The organism is Streptomyces sp. AC1-42W (assembly GCF_003248355.1).
In the GTDB taxonomy this organism is placed as follows: Bacteria; Actinomycetota; Actinomycetes; order Streptomycetales; family Streptomycetaceae; genus Streptomyces.
This window is the reverse complement of sequence record NZ_QKWY01000001.1, coordinates 1526050-1544165: the sequence shown is the minus strand read 5'-3', so window position 1 is coordinate 1544165 and position 18116 is coordinate 1526050. Positions and strand designations below refer to the sequence as shown.

The following is an 18116-nucleotide window of genomic DNA, read 5'->3' as shown; positions in this document are numbered from 1 at the left end:
CTCCTTCAGAGGTGATGGCGCCGGCCGGTGCGGTGTCGTTCGTACTCTTTCCGTGCTTCGACCGCCGGGGGGCGGGTGGCCGTCGCGGCCACGGGAACATCCCACCACGCCTGCGCCGGCGGGGGCCCCTGCCCGGCACCGGGTGTTTCGGTCTCGACGTGGACGCAGACGGGCCGGTCGGCGGTACGGGCCAGGGCCAGGGCCTCGCGCAGTTCGGCGACCGTCGCGGCGCGCAGCACCCGCATGCCGAGCGAGGCGGCGTTGGCGGCGAGGTCCACGGGCAGCGGCGGGCCGGTGAAGCCGCCGTCCTCGCGGTGGCGGTAGTCCGTGCCGAAGCGTTCGCCGCCGGTCGCCTCGGAGAGGCCGCCGATCGAGGCGTAGCCGTGGTTCTGCAGGACGACGAGTTTGACGGGCAGGTTCTCCTGGACGGCGGTGACGATCTCGGTGGGGTTCATCAGATAGGTGCCGTCGCCGACGAGCGCCCAGACGGGGCGGCCGGGGGCGGCGAGCTGGACGCCGATCGCGGCCGGGATCTCGTAGCCCATGCAGGAGTAGCCGTACTCGACGTGGTACTGGCGCGGGGAGCGGGTGCGCCAGAGCTTGTGCAGGTCGCCGGGGAGCGAGCCGGCCGCGTTGATGAGGATGTCCTCCTCGGTGACCAGCTCGTCCAGCAGGCCGAGGACCTGGGTCTGGGTGGGGCGGGCGGCCGGGTCGGGGGCGGCGTACGCGGCGTCGACGCGCTGCTCCCAGCGGGCCTTGGCCGCGGTGTACTCCGCCTCGTACGCCGGGTCGGCGCGGTGGCCGGCGAGGGCGTCGGTGAGGGCGTCGAGGGCGGTGCGGGCGTCCGCGACGAGTGGGAGCGCGGCGAGCTTGTGGGCGTCGAAGCCGGTGATGTTGAGGTTGAGGAAGCGGACGTCCGGGTGCGCGAAGAGGGTCGCGGACGCGGTGGTGAAGTCGGTGTACCGGGTGCCGACGCCGATGACCAGGTCGGCGGTGCGGGCGAGGTCGTCGGCGGTGGCGGTGCCGGTGTGGCCGATGCCGCCGACGTCGGCGGGGTGGTCGTGGCGCAGGGAGCCCTTGCCGGCCTGGGTGGAGGCGACGGGGATGCGGGTGGCTTCGGCGAACGCGGCGAGGGCGTCCTCGGCGGCGCTGTGGTGGACCCCGCCGCCCGCGACGACGAGCGGGCGGCGGGCGGCGCGCACCGCCCGGACCGCCCGGTCGAGTTCGCCGGGGTCGGGGGCGGGGCGGCGTACGTGCCAGACGCGCTCGGCGAAGAACTCGGCGGGCCAGTCGTGCGCCTCGGCCTGGACGTCCTGGGGCAGCGCCAGGGTGACGGCGCCGGTCGCGGCCGGGTCGGTGAGGACCCGCATGGCGTGCAGCGCGGCCGGGATCAGCGCCTCGGGGCGGGTGATCCGGTCGAAGTAGCGGGAGACGGGGCGCAGGCAGTCGTTGACGGAGACGTCACCCGCGTACGGCACTTCCAGTTGCTGGAGTACGGGGTCGGCGGGGCGGGTCGCGAAGGTGTCGCCGGGCAGCAGCAGGACGGGGAGGTGGTTGACGGTGGCGAGGGCGGCGCCGGTGACGAGGTTGGTGGCGCCGGGGCCGATGGAGGTGGTGACGGCCTGCGCGGAGAGCCGGCCCGTCTGGCGGGCGTGCCCGACGGCGGCGTGCACCATGGCCTGTTCGTTGCGGCCCTGGAGGTAGGGCATGGCGGGGCCGGTCTCCAGGAGGGCCTGGCCGATGCCCGCGACGTTGCCGTGGCCGAAGATGCCCCAGGTGGCGGTGATCAGCCGTTGGCGTGTGCCGTCGCGCTCGGTGTACTGGCGGGCGAGGAAGGCGATGAGCGCCTGGGCGGTGGTGAGGCGGCGGACGGACCGCCCGGTGACCGGGGGCGTCGGGGGCGGCGTGGGTGTTCCGGGTGTCGGGGGTGTTCCGGGTGTCGGGGGTGTTCCGGGTGTCGGGGGTGTCGCGGTCATGCGGGGTCCTCCGGGCCGTGGAGCGGGAGGCGGGGGTCGACGGGCTGGGACGGCCAGGTGTCGCGCACCCAGCTGTGGTCGGGGTGGTCGCGGATCAGCCACTCCCGCTGCTCGCCGGGGCCCGCCATGACGTTGAGGTAGTACATGGTGCGGCCGGGTGGCGCGATGGACGGGCCGTGCCAGCCGTCCGGAATGAGCACGGTGTCGCCGCTGCGGACCTCTGCCAGCACGTCCGTGCCGCCGGGGCGGGACGGTGAGACGCGGTGGTAGCCGAGGCCGCCGCCCTCCACCTCGAAGTAGTAGATCTCCTCCAGGACGGACTCCTGGCCGGGGTGGTGCTCGTCGTGCTTGTGCGGCGGGTAGGAGGACCAGTTGCCGCCGGGGGTGAGGACTTCGACCGCGATCAGCCGGTCGCAGTCGAAGGCGTCGGCGGCGGCGAAGTTGTGGACCTGCCGGGAGCAGGTTCCGGAGCCGCGCAGCTCCACGCGTACCTCCGGCGCGGGGCCGTAACGAGCGGGGAGTCGTCGCTCGCATTTCGCTCCTGCCAGGGCGAAGCGGCCGCCGGCGCCGGAGGCGATCTGTGCGTGGGCATCGCGCGGTACATAGGCGAAGTCGGTAACGCCGCTGAACACACTCCTACGGCCCAGCAGTTCAAAGATCTCATCTGAGGTGTGCACCGTACAGCCGCCGGTCAACGGCAGAATGATCCACTCGCTCTCCCCGGTGACAAGTGGGTGAACTCCTCCCGGTTCCAGCTCCACCACTTTGAGGCCGGATCGCTCCCAGCCGGCCTGTTCCGGCCCGATGTCCACGGTGTACGGCCCGTGCCCGGTGCTTCCGGCGGGCAGATGGTACGTCGTCGGTTCCCGTCGCATGCTCAGTTCCCCTTCCCCTGCTGGACGGTGACCGCGCCCTCGGCGAGGGCGGCCTCGACCTCGTGCGGGAAGGGCATGGCGGAGGAGCAGGCGAGCCGGGCGGCGACGATGGCGCCCGCCGCGTTGGCGTAGCGGATGGTGCGGGCCAGGTCCCAGCCGCTGAGCAGGCCGTGGCAGAGGGCCCCGCCGAAGGCGTCGCCCGCGCCGAGACCGTTGACCACGTCGACGGGGAGCGGCGGCACATCGGCGACGGTGCCATCGCGGTGGACGGCGAGGACGCCGGCCGGGCCCTGTTTGACGACGGCCAGTTCGACGCCGGCGTCGATGAGGGCACGGGCGGCCGCGTACGGTTCGCGCTCGCCGGTCGCCACCTCGCACTCGTCGAGGTTGCCCACGGCGACGGTCGCGTAGGCCAGGGCCTCGCGGTAGCGGGCGGCGGGCCGGGGCGCGGCGGGGTCGTTGCGCTCGGCGACGCCGGTGCGCTCGGCGGGCGGCCAGAACGCGGGGCGCCAGTCGAGGTCGAAGACGGTGAGGGCCGCGCGGTCGCGGGCGCGCAGCGCGGTGAGCGTCGCGGTGCGGCTGGGCTCGGCGCAGAGTCCGGTGCCGGTCATCCAGAAGACGGCGGCGGACCGGATCGCCGCCAGGTCGAGTTCGGCGGGGTGGATCTCCAGGTCGGGGGCCTTGGGCTGCCGGTAGAAGTAGAGGGGGAAGTCGTCGGGCGGGAAGATCTCGCAGAAGGTGACCGGGGTCGGGTAGGCGGCGACGGGCTTCACCCAGCGGTCGTCGACGCCGAACTCCCGCAACTGCTCGCGCAGATAGGTGCCGAAGGGGTCCTGTCCGGTGCGGGTCACGACGGCGGTGCGCCGGCCGAGGCGGGCGGCGGCGACGGCGACGTTGGACGGGGAGCCGCCGAGGAACTTCCCGAAGGTGTCGACCCGTGCCAGCGGCACGCCCGTGCGCAGGGGGTAGAGGTCCACCCCGATCCGCCCCATGGTGATCACGTCGTACGGCTGCTCGGGCATGCAGTGTCCCTTCCGCTGGGCACCGTTCGGGCTGCCGGAGGTACTGGCCGCCGCGTCGGTGGCGGCCGGGCTCCGGTACGGCTCTTCCCTGTCTCACTCTCCCTTTTGATCATCGTCAACCCTGTGCACGGACATGCGGGTGCGTGCTTGACACCCGTTTCACCGCGTGATGAGCCTTGGTCATGACCTCATCCACGGCTTCCGCCCCGGACCGCATCCGCATCGGATCGGCGCCCGACTCGTGGGGGGTGTGGTTCCCCGACGATCCTCGGCAGGTGCCCTGGCGGCGCTTCCTCGACGAGGTCGCGGCCGCGGGCTACGAGTGGATCGAGCTGGGTCCGTACGGCTACCTCCCGACCGATCCGGGGCGCCTCGCGGAGGAGACCGGCAGCCGTGGGCTCTCCGTCTCGGCGGGCACCGTCTTCACCGGATTGCACCACGGGCCGGACGTCTGGGACCGGACCTGGGCGCATGTCGCCGGCATCGCGGCGCTCACGCAGGCGATGGGGGCGGCGCATCTCGTGGTCATCCCCTCGTTCTGGCGGGACGACCGGACGGGCGAGGTGCTGGAGGAGCGCACGCTGACCGCCGGGCAGTGGCGGAACCTGACCTCGCAGACGGAGCGGCTGGCGCGGGAGGTGCGCGAGCGGTACGGGCTGCGCGTCGTCGTCCACCCGCATGCCGACACCCATATCGACACCGAGGAGAACGTCAGCCGGTTCCTGGACGCCACCGACGCGGGCCTGGTCTCGCTCTGCCTCGACACCGGGCACTACGCGTACTGCGGGGGCGACAGCGTGGAGCTGATCGAGCGCTACGGGGAGCGGATCGGCTACCTCCACCTCAAGCAGGTGGACCCGGAGGTCCTCGCGGAGGTGGTGGCGGACGAGGTGCCGTTCGGGCCGGCCGTGGCGCGCGGGGTGATGTGCGAGCCGCCGGGCGGGGTGCCGGCGCTGGAGCCCGTGCTCGCCGCGGCCCGCCGGCTGGACGTCGATCTGTTCGCCATCGTCGAGCAGGACATGTACCCCTGTCCGCCCGACCGGCCCTTCCCGATCGCCCGCCGCACCCGCGACTACCTCCGCTCCTGCGGCACGGGCGGGAGGCCCCGGGGGGCGTGAGGCTCCCCCGCCCCTCGGGGTCAGGTCCGGCTGGGGACCCGCTCCGGCTCGCTCACCCCGGGGCTCGGTATCGCCCCGTCCCCGGGGCGCGGCGCCTCGCCCTCGCTCAGCCCGAACCGTTCGTGGAACCTGCGCAGCGGGGCCGGGGCCCACCAGCTCGCGCGGCCCGTCAGCTTCATCACCGCCGGGACGAGCAGGCTGCGGACCACCATGGCGTCCATCAGCACGGCGAGCGCGATGCCGAGGCCGAGCATCTTGGTGTTGGTCACCCGCGAGGTGCCGATGGCGACCATCACGACCGCCAGGATCACGGCCGCCGCGGTGATCAGGCCGCCGGTGTGCCGCAGACCGAACCCGACCGCGTGTTCGTGGTCGCCGGTGCGGTCGTACTCCTCCTTGATCCGGGAGAGCAGGAACACCCCGTAGTCCATGGAGAGCCCGAAGGCGACGCAGAACATGAGTACCGGCAGCGTCGTCTCAATGTCGCCCGTGCTGGTGAAGGAGAGCGGCCCGGACAGGTGGCCGTCCTGGAAGACCCAGACCACCGCCCCGAACATCGCGGTCAGGCTCAGGGCGTTGAGGACGACGGCCTGGATGGGGATCAGCACACTCCCGGTCAGCAGGAACACCAGCAGCAGCGTCACGACGGCGATGATGCCCACCGCCCACGGCAGCTTGTCGCCGATGGCCTCCTTGGAGTCCACCAGGACCGCGGCCGTGCCCGTCACGGAGGTCTCGAAGGGGGCGGGCTGCGCCCGCAGGTCCTTCACCAGGCGCTGGGTCTCCTCCCCGACCGGCTCGCCCTTGCCCAGCACGCCGAAGTAGGCCGTCCGCCCCTCGGTGAACGGGCCGTCCACCCGGAGGACGCCCGGAAGCGCGGCGATCCGGTCGCGGTACGCGGCGTACTGGGCGGGGGTCGCCGCGCCCTCGGCCAGGATGTCGAGGCTGCCGCCGGGGCTGCCGGGGAAGCCGTCCCGTACGTGCTGCTGCACCACGTGGGACTCGGCCGTCGCGGGCAGCTGCCGGTCGTCCGCCGTACCGAACTTCACGCCCAGGAAGGGCAGCCCGAGCAGGACGAGCCCCACGCTCGTGGCGATCGCGAACAGGGGCGCCCGGCGCATCACCAGCTTCGCGAACCTCCCCCAGCCCGCGCCGGCCTCGGTCCCGGCCCCGGCGGAAGCGGCGTCCGCAGCCGATGCCGGCCGCCTCCGGCGCAGCGCCTTGCGCAGGTCCAGGGAGTTGACGCGGGGGCCCAGGAGCATCAGGGCGGCCGGCAGGAGGACGAGCGCGGCCGCTGCGGCCAGCAGCACCACGGCGATCCCGGCGTAGGCGAAGGAGCGCAGGAAGTACTGCGGGAAGACCAGCATCGCGGCGAGCGACACGGCGACCGTCAGCGAGGAGAACAGCACCGTACGGCCCGCCGTGCGCAGCGTCGTCCCGACGGCCGTCCGGGTCGGGGCGCCGGTCGCCAGCTCCTCGCGGAACCGTCGCACGATGAACAGGGCGTAGTCGATGGCGAGCCCGAGGCCGAGGGCCGTGGTGAGGTTCTGCGCGAAGACGGAGACGTCGGCGAACTCGGTGATGCCGCGCAGCACGGCGTTGGTGCCCAGGATGGCCACGATGCCCACGCCCAGGGGCAGCAGGGCGGCGATCGCGCTGCCGAAGACCATGACGAGCAGCACCAGCGTCACCGGGAGGGCGATCATCTCGGCCCTCAGCAGGTCCTCCTGGATGATCTTCTGCATCTCGTGCTGCACGGCGACGGGGCCGCCGACCGATACGTTCACCGGGCCGTGCCCTCCCCGGAAGACCGGGGCCAGCCGGTCCAGCACCTCGCCCGCCGCCTTGTCGTCCCCCTTGATGCGGGCGGCGATGAGCGCTTCCCGGCCGTCCTTCGCACGCAGCGCGGGCGCCTTGTCCTGCCAGTAGGAGCGGACGCCCACGACGTCCGCCTCCTGGGCGAGCCGGGCGGCCAGGCGGGTCGCCTCGGCGGCCACGGCGGGATCGTCCACGGAGGCGGCGCCGCTGTCCACGAGCAGCAGGAGGTTGGGCTGGGAGGCGGGGAACTCGCGCTCCAGGGCCTTGGTGGCATAGGTCGACTCGGCGTCCGGCGCCTGCCAGCCGCCGCTGCCCATCCGGTCGGCGACCCCGCCGCCCGCGAGGACCGCGAGCGCCGTGATCACCAGAGCCGCCAGCAGCGTGAGCCGGGGGCAGGCGGTCACGAAGCGCGTCCAGCCCCCCGGACGCTGTGGACCATTGACTTCGGGCATGGTGCGAGATCCCCTTTTCCCCCGGACCCGGGCACGCCAGGCGGCCGCACGAGGCGGTCGCGCAGGGCAGCATGGATCAGTCGTTGCCACATACACTGGCAAACACGAGTCTTCGCTCGCGTTTCATAAGAATGCGAGCGACCACTCGTGTTTGTCAACCGCTCACGAAAGCTGGGGATTGACCGTGTCGCAGGCCAAGGACACAGGGAGCGCCGGAAGCACAGGGAGCCCCGGAAGCGCCGGAAGCGCCGACCGGGCGGACGCCCCGGCGCGTCCGCGCCGGCGGCAGGCCCGGGGCGAGGCCCGTATCGCACAGCTGCTCAAGGCCGCCGCCAACGTCTTCTGCACGACCGGCTACACCGCCGCCAGCACCAATGCCATCGCCCGCGAGGCCGGAGTGTCCCCCGGCACGCTCTACCAGTTCTTCCCGAACAAGGAGGCCATCGCGGTCGAGCTGGGCGACCAGCTCCTGGCCAGCTGGCGGGAGACGTACGGGGCCGCCTTCCTGGTCGACCACCTGGAGCTGCCGCTGGACCGGATGCTCGACGCCACCCTCGATCCGCTGATCGAGTTCAACTGCGCGAACCCGGCCTTCACGGTCCTGATGCACGGCTCCGAGATCCCCGGCATGATCACGCGGGAGCACGACGCCGTGCACGTCACGATGCTCGCGCGCGTCGAGACGATCCTCACCGGCTACCTGCCGGACACGCCGCCCGCCGACGTCACCCGGGTCGCCACGATGATCTTCACCGTCTTCAAGTCCGGGCTCGACGTGATCATGGCCCACGAGGGCGAGGAGCGCGAGGCGTACATCCGGGAGCTGAAGACGATCCTCTTCCGCTACCTCGAACCCATGCTTCCCGACGACACGTGCCCGCACACCGACTCGCGTTATACCCCCTAGGGGTATACAGTGGGGACATGGAAACGCACCGAGTGCGTCTCTCCAGCCCTGTGTGTCCGTCGAAGTCGAAGAGGAGAACACCATGACCGCCGAGACCCAGCTCCCCCAGGCCACCGGCTCCTGCTGCTCGCCGAGCGGTTCCTGCCACGGCGACGCCGGGGCGGACACCTCGCAGACGGGCGGGGTGACCACCGTCTACCGGGTCACCGGCATGACCTGCGGTCACTGCGAGGGCGCCATCTCCCAGGAGGTCTCCGCCATCGAGGGTGTCACCTCGGTGCAGGCCGTGTCCGCCACCGGGCTGGTGACGGTGGTCTCCGCGAGCCCCCTGGACGACGAGGCCGTACGCGCCGCCGTCGACGAGGCGGGTTACGAGCTCGCCGGCCGCGCCTGACGCCCTCCGGGAGCCCTCGCGCTCCGCACCACCAGCACCATCCGCACCACCCCTTCGCCGCCGGGCCGGCCCGACCAGCAGATACTGGTGGGGTACGGCCCGCTCGGCGTTCCAGGAGCTCGGACATGCACAGCGCATCGGACACCCCCGGCACGACGGGGTCCGGCACCCCGACCGCGGAGCCCTCGCGGGCCGAATTCCTGATCGGCGGCATGACCTGCGCCTCGTGCGCGGCCCGCGTCGAGAAGAAGCTCAACCGGATGGACGGCGTCACCGCCACGGTGAACTACGCCACGGAGAAGGCCCGGGTCAGCTACGACGGGGCCGGCGTCAGCGTGGACGACCTCATCGCCACGGTCGAGAAGACCGGCTACACGGCGAAGCGGGTCACCCGGCCGGGCGAGGAGCGGACCGCCCCGGCCCCGGAAGCCCAGCGTCCGACTCCGGAAGCCGAACGTCCGGCTCCGGAAGCCCAGCGTCCGACTCCGCCGCCGATCCCGGCATCCCCCCGGCCCCCGCAGCAACCGGAACCGGAAGCGGAGGCCCCGCACCGGCCCGAGTCCGACCACACCCCCGGCCACGCCCCCGAACCCGATCGCACCCCCGAACCCGACCGCACCCTCGAACCCGAGCCCGACAACGACCCCGCGCTCAGCTCCCTCCGGCAGCGTCTCGTCGTCTCCGCCATGCTCGCCGCCCCCGTCGTCGCCCTGGCGATGATCCCCGCGTTGCAGTTCGACTCCTGGCAGTGGCTCTCGCTCACGCTGGCCGCGCCCGTCGTCGTCTGGGGCGGGCTGCCCTTCCACCGGGCCGCCTGGACCAACCTCCGGCACGGCGCGGCGACCATGGACACGCTCGTCTCCGTGGGCACCCTGGCCGCCTTCGGCTGGTCCCTGTGGGCACTGTTCCTCGGGGACGCCGGGATGCCCGGCATGCGGCACGGCTTCGACCTCACGGCCACCCGGACCGACGGCTCCTCGACCATCTATCTGGAGGTCGCGGCGGGCGTCGTCACCTTCATCCTGCTGGGCCGCTACCTCGAAGCGAAGCCCAAGCGGAGGGCCGGGTCCGCGCTGCGCGCGCTGATGCACCTGGGCGCCAGGGACGTGGCGGTCCTGCGCGGCGGCGCCGAGGTCCGCGTGCCCGTCGACCGGCTCGTCGTGGGCGACCGCTTCCTCGTCCGCCCCGGCGAGAAGATCGCCACGGACGGCACGGTCGTGGAGGGCTCGTCCGCGGTGGACGCGTCCATGCTCACCGGCGAGTCCGTCCCGGTGGACGTGAGCGCCGGGGACCGGGTCGCCGGGGCGACCGTGAACGTCTCGGGCCGGCTCGTCGTGGAGGCGACCCGCGTCGGCTCGGACACCCAGCTCGCCCGCATGGCGAGGCTCGTCGAGGACGCCCAGAACGGCAAGGCCGAGGTGCAGCGGCTGGCCGACCGGATCTCGGCGGTGTTCGTCCCCGTCGTCCTGCTGATCGCCCTCGCCACCCTGGTCGCCTGGCTGCTGGCCACGGACGACGTGACGGCGGCGTTCACGGCGGCGGTGGCCGTGCTGATCATCGCCTGCCCCTGCGCCCTGGGCCTCGCCACCCCGACCGCCCTCATGGTCGGCACCGGACGCGGCGCCCAGCTCGGCATCCTCATCAAGGGCCCCGAAGTCCTCGAATCCACCCGCCGCGTCGACACCATCGTCCTGGACAAGACCGGCACCGTCACCACCGGCCGCATGACCCTCCAGACCATCCACACCACGACCGGCACCACCGAAACCGACGTCCTCCGCCTGGCCGGAGCCCTCGAACACGCCTCCGAACACCCCATCGCCCAAGCCGTCGCCACCGGCGCCACCGACCGCACCGGCACCACCCTCCCCACCCCCGAGGACTTCACCAACGTCCCCGGACTCGGCGTCCAGGGCATCGTGGACGGCCACAAGGTGCTCGTCGGGCGCCCCAGCCTGCTCGCCGAGGCCGGAATGCCCCTCCCCGACACCCTGGCCGCCGCCGTCGCGGACGCCGCCGCCCGGGGGCGTACGGCCATCGCGGTCGGCTGGGACGGCGAGGCGCGCGGGGTCCTGGAGGTCGCCGACGCGGTCAAGGAGTCCAGCGCGCAGGCCGTCGCCGCACTCCGGGACCTCGGCCTGAAACCGATCCTGCTGACGGGCGACAACCGCGCCGTGGCGGAGGCGGTCGCGGCGGAGGTCGGGATCGACGAGGTGCGCGCGGAGGTGCTCCCGGAGGAGAAGGCACAGGTCATCCGGGATCTGAGGGAGCGGGGGCGGGTGGTCGCCATGGTCGGCGACGGGGTCAACGACGCGGCCGCGCTGGCCACCGCCGACCTCGGACTCGCGATGGGCACCGGCACGGACGCCGCGATCGAGGCGAGCGACCTGACGCTGGTTCGTGGAGATCTCAAGGTGACAGCCGACGCCATCCGCCTCTCGCGGCGCACCCTCACCACCATCAAGGGCAACCTCTGCTGGGCATTCGGCTACAACGTCGCCGCCCTACCCCTTGCGGCGTTTGGGCTGCTCAACCCTATGATTGCCGGAGCGGCGATGGCCTTCTCATCGGTCTTCGTCGTGACGAACAGCCTGCGCCTGCGGTCCTTCACGTAACTTCCACAATGAGATTCAGATCACATCGGTTTCAGGGTAACCATTCGATGGGTTCGTAAGTCTTAGAGTGCGATGCCAAGGATGTCTTGGGGGACGTCCGGCGGAGTGTCTTGGGGGACGCTCCGGGCTAGCGTGGGCCGGGGCACGTACACCGGGGAGCTTTGAGCGGCCCTCCCGTCGGTACGTACCCCGGCAGACCACAGCAGCAGTGCGCAGTACCGAGGCACGGCTCCCACCGAACGCCCGGCCGGATCCCGTGGGGGGAATCCGCTCCGGGACATGGGAAGCGCCTCGCTGTCGGCCCGTGGGGGGATCGACGGCGGGGCGCTTCTCGCTTACACGGGAGCGCTCCCGGCGCGAAACCGCAGCGCACGCGGCACAAAGCACACCCACCGCACACGCACCGCGCCCCCGGCTCCGCGTCGCTCGGGGCGAGGCGCGGCAGGCGGGGGCGCGGGGGTCCGGCGTCAGTCAGGGCCGGGGTGATGCGGAAGAGGTCGTTCAGCGGCTCTCGACCGGGACGAAGTCGCGCAGGACCTCGCCGGTGTAGATCTGGCGCGGGCGGCCGATGCGGGAACCCGGCTCCTTGATCATCTCGTGCCACTGGGCGATCCAGCCGGGGAGCCGGCCGATGGCGAACAGCACGGTGAACATCTCGGTCGGGAAGCCCATCGCGCGGTAGATGAGGCCCGTGTAGAAGTCCACGTTCGGGTAGAGGTTGCGCGAGACGAAGTACTCGTCGGAGAGCGCGTGCTCCTCCAGCTTGAGCGCGATGTCGAGCAGCTCGTCGGACTTGCCGAGCGCGGACAGCACGTCGTGGGCGGCGGCCTTGATGATCTTGGCACGCGGGTCGAAGGACTTGTACACCCGGTGGCCGAAGCCCATCAGGCGGACGCCGTCCTCCTTGTTCTTCACCTTGCGGATGAAGGAGTCGACGTCGCCGCCGTTGGCCTGGATGCCTTCCAGCATCTCCAGGACGGACTGGTTGGCGCCGCCGTGCAGGGGGCCCCAGAGGGCGGAGATGCCGGCGGAGATCGAGGCGAACATGTTCGCCTGCGAGGAGCCGACCAGGCGCACGGTGGAGGTCGAGCAGTTCTGCTCGTGGTCCGCGTGCAGGATGAGGAGCTTGTCGAGCGCCGAGACGATGACCGGGTCCGGCACGTACTCCTGGGCCGGCACGGAGAAGGTCATGCGCAGGAAGTTCTCGACGTAGCCGAGGTCGTTGCGCGGGTAGACGAACGGGTGACCGATCGACTTCTTGTACGCGTACGCGGCGATGGTCGGGAGCTTGGCGAGCAGCCGGATCGTCGAGAGGTGGCGCTGCTCCTCGTCGAACGGGTTGTGGCTGTCCTGGTAGAACGTGGACAGCGCGCTGACGACCGAGGACAGCATGGCCATCGGGTGGGCGTCGCGCGGGAAGCCGTCGAAGAAGCGCTTGACGTCCTCGTGCAGCAGGGTGTGCTGGGTGATCTCGTTCTTGAAGGCCGACAGCTCGTCGACCTTGGGAAGCTCGCCGTTGATCAGCGTGTAGGCGACCTCGAGGAACGTCGAGCGCTCGGCGAGCTGCTCGATGGGGTAGCCGCGGTAGCGCAGAATGCCCTGCTCACCGTCGAGGTAGGTGATGGCCGATTTATAGGCAGCGGTGTTGCCGTATCCGCTGTCCAGCGTCACCAGGCCGGTGTTCGCCCGGAGCTTCCCGATGTCGAAGCCCTTGTCGCCGACGGTGCTGTCGATCACCGGGTAGGTGTACTCGCCATCGCCGTACCGAAGTACCACAGCGTTGTTGGTGTGCTCGCTCACGTCATCCCTCACCGACGTAGTGCCTCTTCTTCGAGGTTCCCTGACTGTCTCCACCCTCCCCCATTTGGCTCAGGAGAGTGCACTCGGGGTCGTCCATTGGACCTACTCGCGGCACTGAGTGCCGCGAGCTTAGCCATCCTGCCCCCTTGACTCCGGTTCCGGAAGACCTCCGTGATGTTTCCCACCGTTTTGATCGATCATTTTTACCGACGCTCCTCCATCGAGGTCTCCGGAGAGCCGGTGATCCAGCGCCGTACAGCGTCTGCCTGCGGAAACCGTGCGGACCGCCTGGCCGATCGCCTGCCGGGAACCGACGAGGACGACGAGCTTCTTGGCCCGGGTGACGGCGGTGTACAGAAGGTTCCGCTGGAGCATCATCCAGGCGCTCTTGGTGACGGGGATGACCACGGCCGGGTACTCGCTGCCCTGGGAACGATGGATCGTCATGGCGTACGCGTGGGACAGCTCGTCCAGCTCGTCGAAGTCGTAGCCGATCTCCTCGTCCTCGTCGGTGAGCACCGTCAGCCGCTGTTCGTCCAGGTCGAGGCCGGTGACGACGCCGACCGTGCCGTTGAAGACGCCGTTGGCGCCCTTGTCGTAGTTGTTGCGGATCTGGGTGACTTTGTCGCCGACCCGGAACACCCGGCCGCCGAACCGCTTCTCCGGCACGTCGGGCCGGCCGGGGGTGATCGCCTGCTGGAGCAGCCCGTTGAGATGACCGGCCCCGGCCGGGCCCCGGTGCATCGGCGCGAGCACCTGTACGTCCCGCCGCGCGTTCAGTCCGAACTTGGCCGGAATACGGCGGGCGGCGACGTCCACCGCGAGCACCCCGGCGTCCTCCGTCTCGTCCTCCACGAAGAGGAAGAAGTCGCTGAGCCCCTGGGTGAGGGGCGGTACGCCGGAGTTGATGCGGTGCGCGTTGGTGACGACGCCCGACTGCTGGGCCTGGCGGAAAATAGTGGTCAGCCGGACCGCCGGCACCGGGCCGCCGTCCGCCAGCAGATCCCGCAGCACCTCCCCCGCCCCCACCGAGGGCAGCTGGTCCACATCGCCGACGAGCAACAGGTGGGCACCGGGTGCCACCGCCTTGACCAGCTTGTTGGCCAGCAGCAGATCGAGCATCGACGCCTCGTCCACGACGACGAGATCGGCGTCCAGCGGACGGTCCCGGTCGTACGCCGCGTCGCCGCCGGGCTTCAGCTCCAGGAGCCGGTGCACGGTGGACGCCTCGGCCCCCGTCAGCTCCGAGAGCCGCTTGGCCGCCCTGCCGGTGGGCGCGGCGAGCACCACCTTGGCCTTCTTGGCCCGCGCCAGCTCCACGATGGACCGGACCGTGAACGACTTGCCGCAGCCGGGGCCGCCGGTCAGCACGGCGACCTTCCGGGTGAGCGCGAGCCGTACGGCGGCCTCCTGCTCGGGCGCCAGCGTGGCGCCGGTCCGGCCCGCGAGCCACCTCAGCGCCTTGTCCCAGTCCACGTCCGCGAAGGCCGGCATCCGCTCCTCCGGTGTCCGCAGCAGCCGGCGCACCTGGGCGGCGAGCGAGATCTCCGCGCGGTGGAACGGCACCAGATACACCGCCGTGACCGGCTCGCCGCCCTCCGGCGACGGCACCTTCTCGCGTACGACGCCCTCCGGTTCCCCGGCCAGCTCGGCCAGGCAGTCGATGACGAGGCCGGTGTCCACCTGGAGCAGCTTCACCGCGTCCGCGATGAGCCGTTCCTCGGGCAGGAAGCAGTGGCCCTGGTCGGTGGACTGCGACAGCGCGTACTGAAGGCCGGCCTTGACCCGTTCCGGGCTGTCGTGCGGGATGCCGACGGCCTGGGCGATCCGGTCGGCGGTCAGGAAGCCGATGCCCCAGACGTCGGCGGCCAGCCGGTAGGGCTGGTTCTTCACGACGGAGATCGAGGCGTCCTCGTACTTCTTGTAGATCCGCACGGCGATCGACGTCGAGACGCCGACGCCCTGGAGGAAGACCATGACCTCCTTGATCGCCTTCTGCTCCTCCCAGGCGGCGGCGATCATCTTCGTCCGCTTGGGGCCGAGGCCGGGCACCTCGATGAGCCGCTTGGGCTCCCGCTCGATGATGTCCAGCGTGTCCACACCGAAATGGGTGGTGATCCGGTCGGCCATGACGGGCCCGATGCCCTTGATCAGACCGGAGCCCAGGTAACGGCGGATGCCCTGGATGGTGGCGGGCAGAATCGTCGTGTAGTTCTCCACGACGAACTGCTTGCCGTACTGCGCGTGGGAGCCCCAGCGCCCCTCCATCCGCAACGACTCCCCCGGCTGCGCGCCGAGCAGCGCCCCCACCACGGTGAGCAGATCGCCGCTCCCCCGCCCGGTGTCCACCCGCGCGACGGTGTACCCGTTCTCCTCATTGGCGTACGTGATCCGCTCCAGGACGCCTTCGAGGACGGCCGGGCCGGAGTGGTGGGGTGCGTCGTCAACCATGCCGCGACGCTACCGCCCGGCCCCGACAACGCGACCCGCGCACCGGGAATCGGTGGTCGGGCCCGCCCGGCGCACTGTCGGGTGGTGGTGGGTCGGTTGTACGTTGGCGTTCCGTTCGGCCGGTGAAAGGTGTCGCGTGTGTCCAGGTCCCGTGCGTTGTCGCTGTCTCTCGTGGCGCTCGCCGCTGCCGCGCTCGCGCTGACCGGCTGCTCGTCGGACGACGGCGGCTCCGGCAAGGGCAGCGAGGGTACGAGCGGCGGCAAGGGGAGCGCCGAGTTGACCTACAAGGGCGGGGACGGCGGGAAGCTGAGCATCGACAGCGTCGGCTGCGCCACCCTCGACGGCAAGCTCACCGCCATCACCGCGCCCGCCAATGCGGACAGCGAGAACCCCGCGAAGCCGTCCTTCACCGCCGCCGTGAGCGGCGAGAAGGCGATGGTCACGCTCACCACGAAGGACGGCACGACCTATCTGCACGCCGCCGCACCCGGCGTCACCGGCCGTGAGAGCGGCGACACCTGGGTCGTCACCGTGGCCGGGCTGAAGCTGGAGCCGACCGATCCGAGCGGCGCGTCGATCACCGTGGACGGCACGATCACCTGCGGCAGCGTCGTCGGGATCTAGGGCCACGCCCTCCTCGGGGCCCGGACCGCACAGCCGGGCCCCGGGGAGCGGGGGCGTCGTTCAGCAGGCGTGCTCGGTGTAGCGGGCCGCCACCTCCGCGAGGACCTCCGCGCCGTCGCGCGCCCACAGGGCCTCGTTGAAGATCTCCACCTCGATCGGGCCGTCGAAGCCCGCCTCTTCCACCGCGCGGCGGAAGAACCGGAAGTCCACGCTGCCGTCGCCGAGTTGGCCGCGGCCCAGCAGGACGCCCGCCGGGAGCGGGGTGATCCAGTCCGCGAGCTGGAAGGAGTGGATGCGGCCGCCCGCGCCGGCCCGCGCGATCTGGGCGGGCGCCCGGTCGTCCCACCAGAGGTGGTACGTGTCCACGACCACGCCGACGTGCTCGGCCGGGAAGCGCTCCGCGAGGTCCAGGGCCTGGGAGAGCGTCGAGACGACGCAGCGGTCGGCGGCGAACATCGGGTGCAGCGGCTCGATGGCGAGCCGCACCCCGCGCTCCGCCGCGTACGGGACCAGTTCGGCCAGGGCGTCCGCGATGCGCTCGCGGGCGCCGTACAGGTCGCGGCTGCCCTCCGGCAGCCCGCCCGAGACGAGGACCAGGGTGTCCGTGGCCAGGCCCGCCGCCTCGTCGAGCGCGGCCCGGTTGTCGTCCAGGGCGCGGGCCCGCCCCGCCGGGTCCGACGCGGTGAGGAAGCCGCCCCGGCACAGGCTGGTGACGGACAGTCCGTGGTCGGCGAGGAGGCGGGCCGTCGCCCCGACCCCGTACGCCTGCACCGGGGCCCGCCACAGGCCGACCTTGTCGACGCCCGCCTTCGCGCAGCCCGCGGCCAGCTCGGGGAGCGACCACTGCTTGATGGTCTCCTGGTTGAGGGAGAGCCGGCCGTCGCTCATCGGGTGCCTCCGTTGACGGTCAGGAACGCGCGCATCCGGGACTCCGCCAGCTCCGGGTCCGGGAACAGGCCGAGCCGGTCGGCGAGTTCGTACGCCTTCGCCAGGTGCGGCACCGAACGGGCCGACTGCAGGCCGCCCACCATCGTGAAGTGGTCCTGGTGGCCGGCCAGCCAGGCCAGGAACACCACACCCGTCTTGTAGTAGCGGGTCGGCGCCCGGAAGAGGTGCCGGGACAGCTCGACGGTCGGGTCGAGGAGTGCGCGGAAGCCCTGGGTGTCGCCCGTGTCCAGCACCCGTACCGCGTGCGCGGCCAGCGGGCCCAGCGGGTCGAAGATGCCGAGCAGCGCGTGGCTGAAGCCCCGGTCGTCGCCGGCGATCAGCTCCGGGTAGTTGAAGTCGTCGCCGGTGTAGCAGCGCACCCCGCCGGGCAGCCGGCGGCGCACGTCGATCTCGCGGTCCGCGTCGAGCAGCGACATCTTGATGCCGTCGACCTTGTCCGGGTGCTCCGCGATGACCTGGAGGAAGGTGTCGGTGGCCAGGTCCAGGTCGGTGGAGCCCCAGTAGCCTTCGAGCTCCGGGTCGAACATCGGGCCCAGCCAGTGCAGGACGACCGGTTCGGTGGCCTGGCGCAGCAGGTGGGCGTACGTGTCCAGGTAGTCCTGGGGGCCCTTCGCGGCGGCGGCGAGGGCGCGGGAGGCCATGAGGACGGCCTGGCCGCCGCTCTCCTCGACGACGGCGAGCTGTTCCTCGTACGCGGCCCGCACCTCGGCGAGCGTGGCCGGGCCGGGCGGCAGCTGGTCGGTGCCGACGCCGCAGGCGATGCGGCCGCCGACCGACTTCGCCTCGGCGGCCGAGCGGCGGATCAGCTCCTCGGCGCCCGCCCAGTCCAGGCCCATGCCGCGCTGCGCGGTGTCCATGGCCTCGGCGACGCCCAGCCCGTGCGACCAGAGGTGGCGGCGAAAGGCGAGGGTGGCGTCCCAGTCGACGGCGGCGGGCGAGTCGGGGGTGACGTCGGCGTACGGGTCGGCGACGACGTGCGCCGCGGAAAAGACCGTACGGGAGGCGAGCGGCGCCCCGGCCGGGGCGAGGTCGAGCGGGATGGCACGGGGCTCGTAGGGGCCCTGCGGGAGGTGAAGGGTCACGGTGACGGCTCCGTTGGTCCGTGGGAGGGATGGC

At 71.9% G+C, this 18116-nt stretch carries 13 protein-coding genes; 5 read left to right on the top strand and 8 right to left on the bottom strand.

Features of this window, described 5'->3' with window-relative positions; translation table 11 throughout:
• Positions 1–5 precede the first annotated feature (5 nt).
• From iolD to iolC, 3 genes are read right to left on the bottom strand one after another with little or no spacing between them, the layout of a single operon-like run.
• Positions 6–1976: a 3D-(3,5/4)-trihydroxycyclohexane-1,2-dione acylhydrolase (decyclizing) gene (gene iolD, locus DNK56_RS06990; RefSeq protein ID WP_111331474.1), complete on the bottom strand. Its 1971-nt coding sequence runs from the start codon at positions 1974–1976 to the stop codon at positions 6–8.
• Positions 1973–2851: a 5-deoxy-glucuronate isomerase gene (iolB, locus tag DNK56_RS06985; RefSeq protein WP_111331472.1), complete on the bottom strand. Its 879-nt coding sequence runs from the start codon at positions 2849–2851 to the stop codon at positions 1973–1975. The genes iolD and iolB overlap by 4 nt, the downstream gene beginning before the upstream one ends.
• A gap of 2 nt (positions 2852–2853) precedes the next feature.
• On the bottom strand, positions 2854–3873 hold the full coding sequence (gene iolC, locus DNK56_RS06980; protein ID WP_111331469.1) for a 5-dehydro-2-deoxygluconokinase: 1020 nt from the start codon (positions 3871–3873) through the stop codon (positions 2854–2856).
• Positions 3874–4055: 182 nt separating this feature from the next.
• Between iolC and DNK56_RS06975 the strand changes: the two genes are divergently transcribed.
• Positions 4056–4991 carry a sugar phosphate isomerase/epimerase family protein gene (locus DNK56_RS06975; RefSeq protein ID WP_111331467.1) on the top strand — a complete coding sequence of 312 codons (936 nt, stop codon included), beginning with the start codon at positions 4056–4058 and terminating at the stop codon, positions 4989–4991.
• Between the two features lie 20 nt (positions 4992–5011).
• Here the strand turns inward: DNK56_RS06975 and DNK56_RS06970 are convergent, their stop codons facing one another.
• Positions 5012–7261: an MMPL family transporter gene (locus DNK56_RS06970; RefSeq protein ID WP_111331465.1), complete on the bottom strand. Its 2250-nt coding sequence runs from the start codon at positions 7259–7261 to the stop codon at positions 5012–5014.
• 184 nt (positions 7262–7445) lie between these two features.
• Here DNK56_RS06970 and DNK56_RS06965 point away from each other — a divergent pair, with 184 nt between their 5' ends.
• The 3 genes from DNK56_RS06965 to DNK56_RS06955 all read left to right on the top strand — a co-directional run bounded on the left by DNK56_RS06965 (position 7446) and on the right by DNK56_RS06955 (position 11177).
• Entirely contained in the window at positions 7446–8168 is a 723-nt protein-coding gene (locus DNK56_RS06965) for a TetR/AcrR family transcriptional regulator (protein ID WP_111335563.1), read from the top strand.
• Positions 8169–8250: 82 nt separating this feature from the next.
• On the top strand, positions 8251–8562 hold the full coding sequence (locus tag DNK56_RS06960) for a heavy-metal-associated domain-containing protein (protein ID WP_111335561.1): 312 nt from the start codon (positions 8251–8253) through the stop codon (positions 8560–8562).
• Between the two features lie 125 nt (positions 8563–8687).
• The gene (locus DNK56_RS06955) at positions 8688–11177 is read left to right on the top strand and encodes a heavy metal translocating P-type ATPase (protein ID WP_111331462.1); all 2490 of its coding nucleotides are present in this window, start codon (positions 8688–8690) and stop codon (positions 11175–11177) included.
• Positions 11178–11678: 501 nt separating this feature from the next.
• On the opposite strand, the gene DNK56_RS06950 is transcribed toward DNK56_RS06955, so the two are convergent.
• Together DNK56_RS06950 and recD2 are read right to left on the bottom strand one after the other, a co-directional pair.
• Positions 11679–12977: a citrate synthase gene (locus DNK56_RS06950; RefSeq protein ID WP_111331460.1), complete on the bottom strand. Its 1299-nt coding sequence runs from the start codon at positions 12975–12977 to the stop codon at positions 11679–11681.
• 129 nt (positions 12978–13106) lie between these two features.
• A complete protein-coding gene (gene recD2, locus DNK56_RS06945) occupies positions 13107–15428 on the bottom strand; it encodes an SF1B family DNA helicase RecD2 (protein ID WP_111331457.1) in 2322 nt (773 codons plus the stop codon).
• Between the two features lie 138 nt (positions 15429–15566).
• On the opposite strand from recD2, the gene DNK56_RS06940 reads away from it, so the two are divergent.
• Complete coding sequence (locus DNK56_RS06940; RefSeq protein WP_241989785.1) at positions 15567–16052, top strand: hypothetical protein; 486 nt, start codon at positions 15567–15569, stop codon at positions 16050–16052.
• A gap of 60 nt (positions 16053–16112) precedes the next feature.
• Here DNK56_RS06940 and DNK56_RS06935 read toward each other — a convergent pair whose 3' ends face one another.
• Together DNK56_RS06935 and DNK56_RS06930 are read right to left on the bottom strand one after the other, a co-directional pair.
• A complete protein-coding gene (locus DNK56_RS06935) occupies positions 16113–16940 on the bottom strand; it encodes a sugar phosphate isomerase/epimerase family protein (protein ID WP_111331453.1) in 828 nt (275 codons plus the stop codon).
• Positions 16937–18082 (bottom strand): dihydrodipicolinate synthase family protein, encoded by a 1146-nt coding sequence (locus tag DNK56_RS06930; protein WP_111331451.1) that lies wholly within the window; start codon positions 18080–18082, stop codon positions 16937–16939. Before DNK56_RS06930 ends, DNK56_RS06935 begins: the two co-directional genes overlap by 4 nt.
• Positions 18083–18116: the final 34 nt, after the last annotated feature.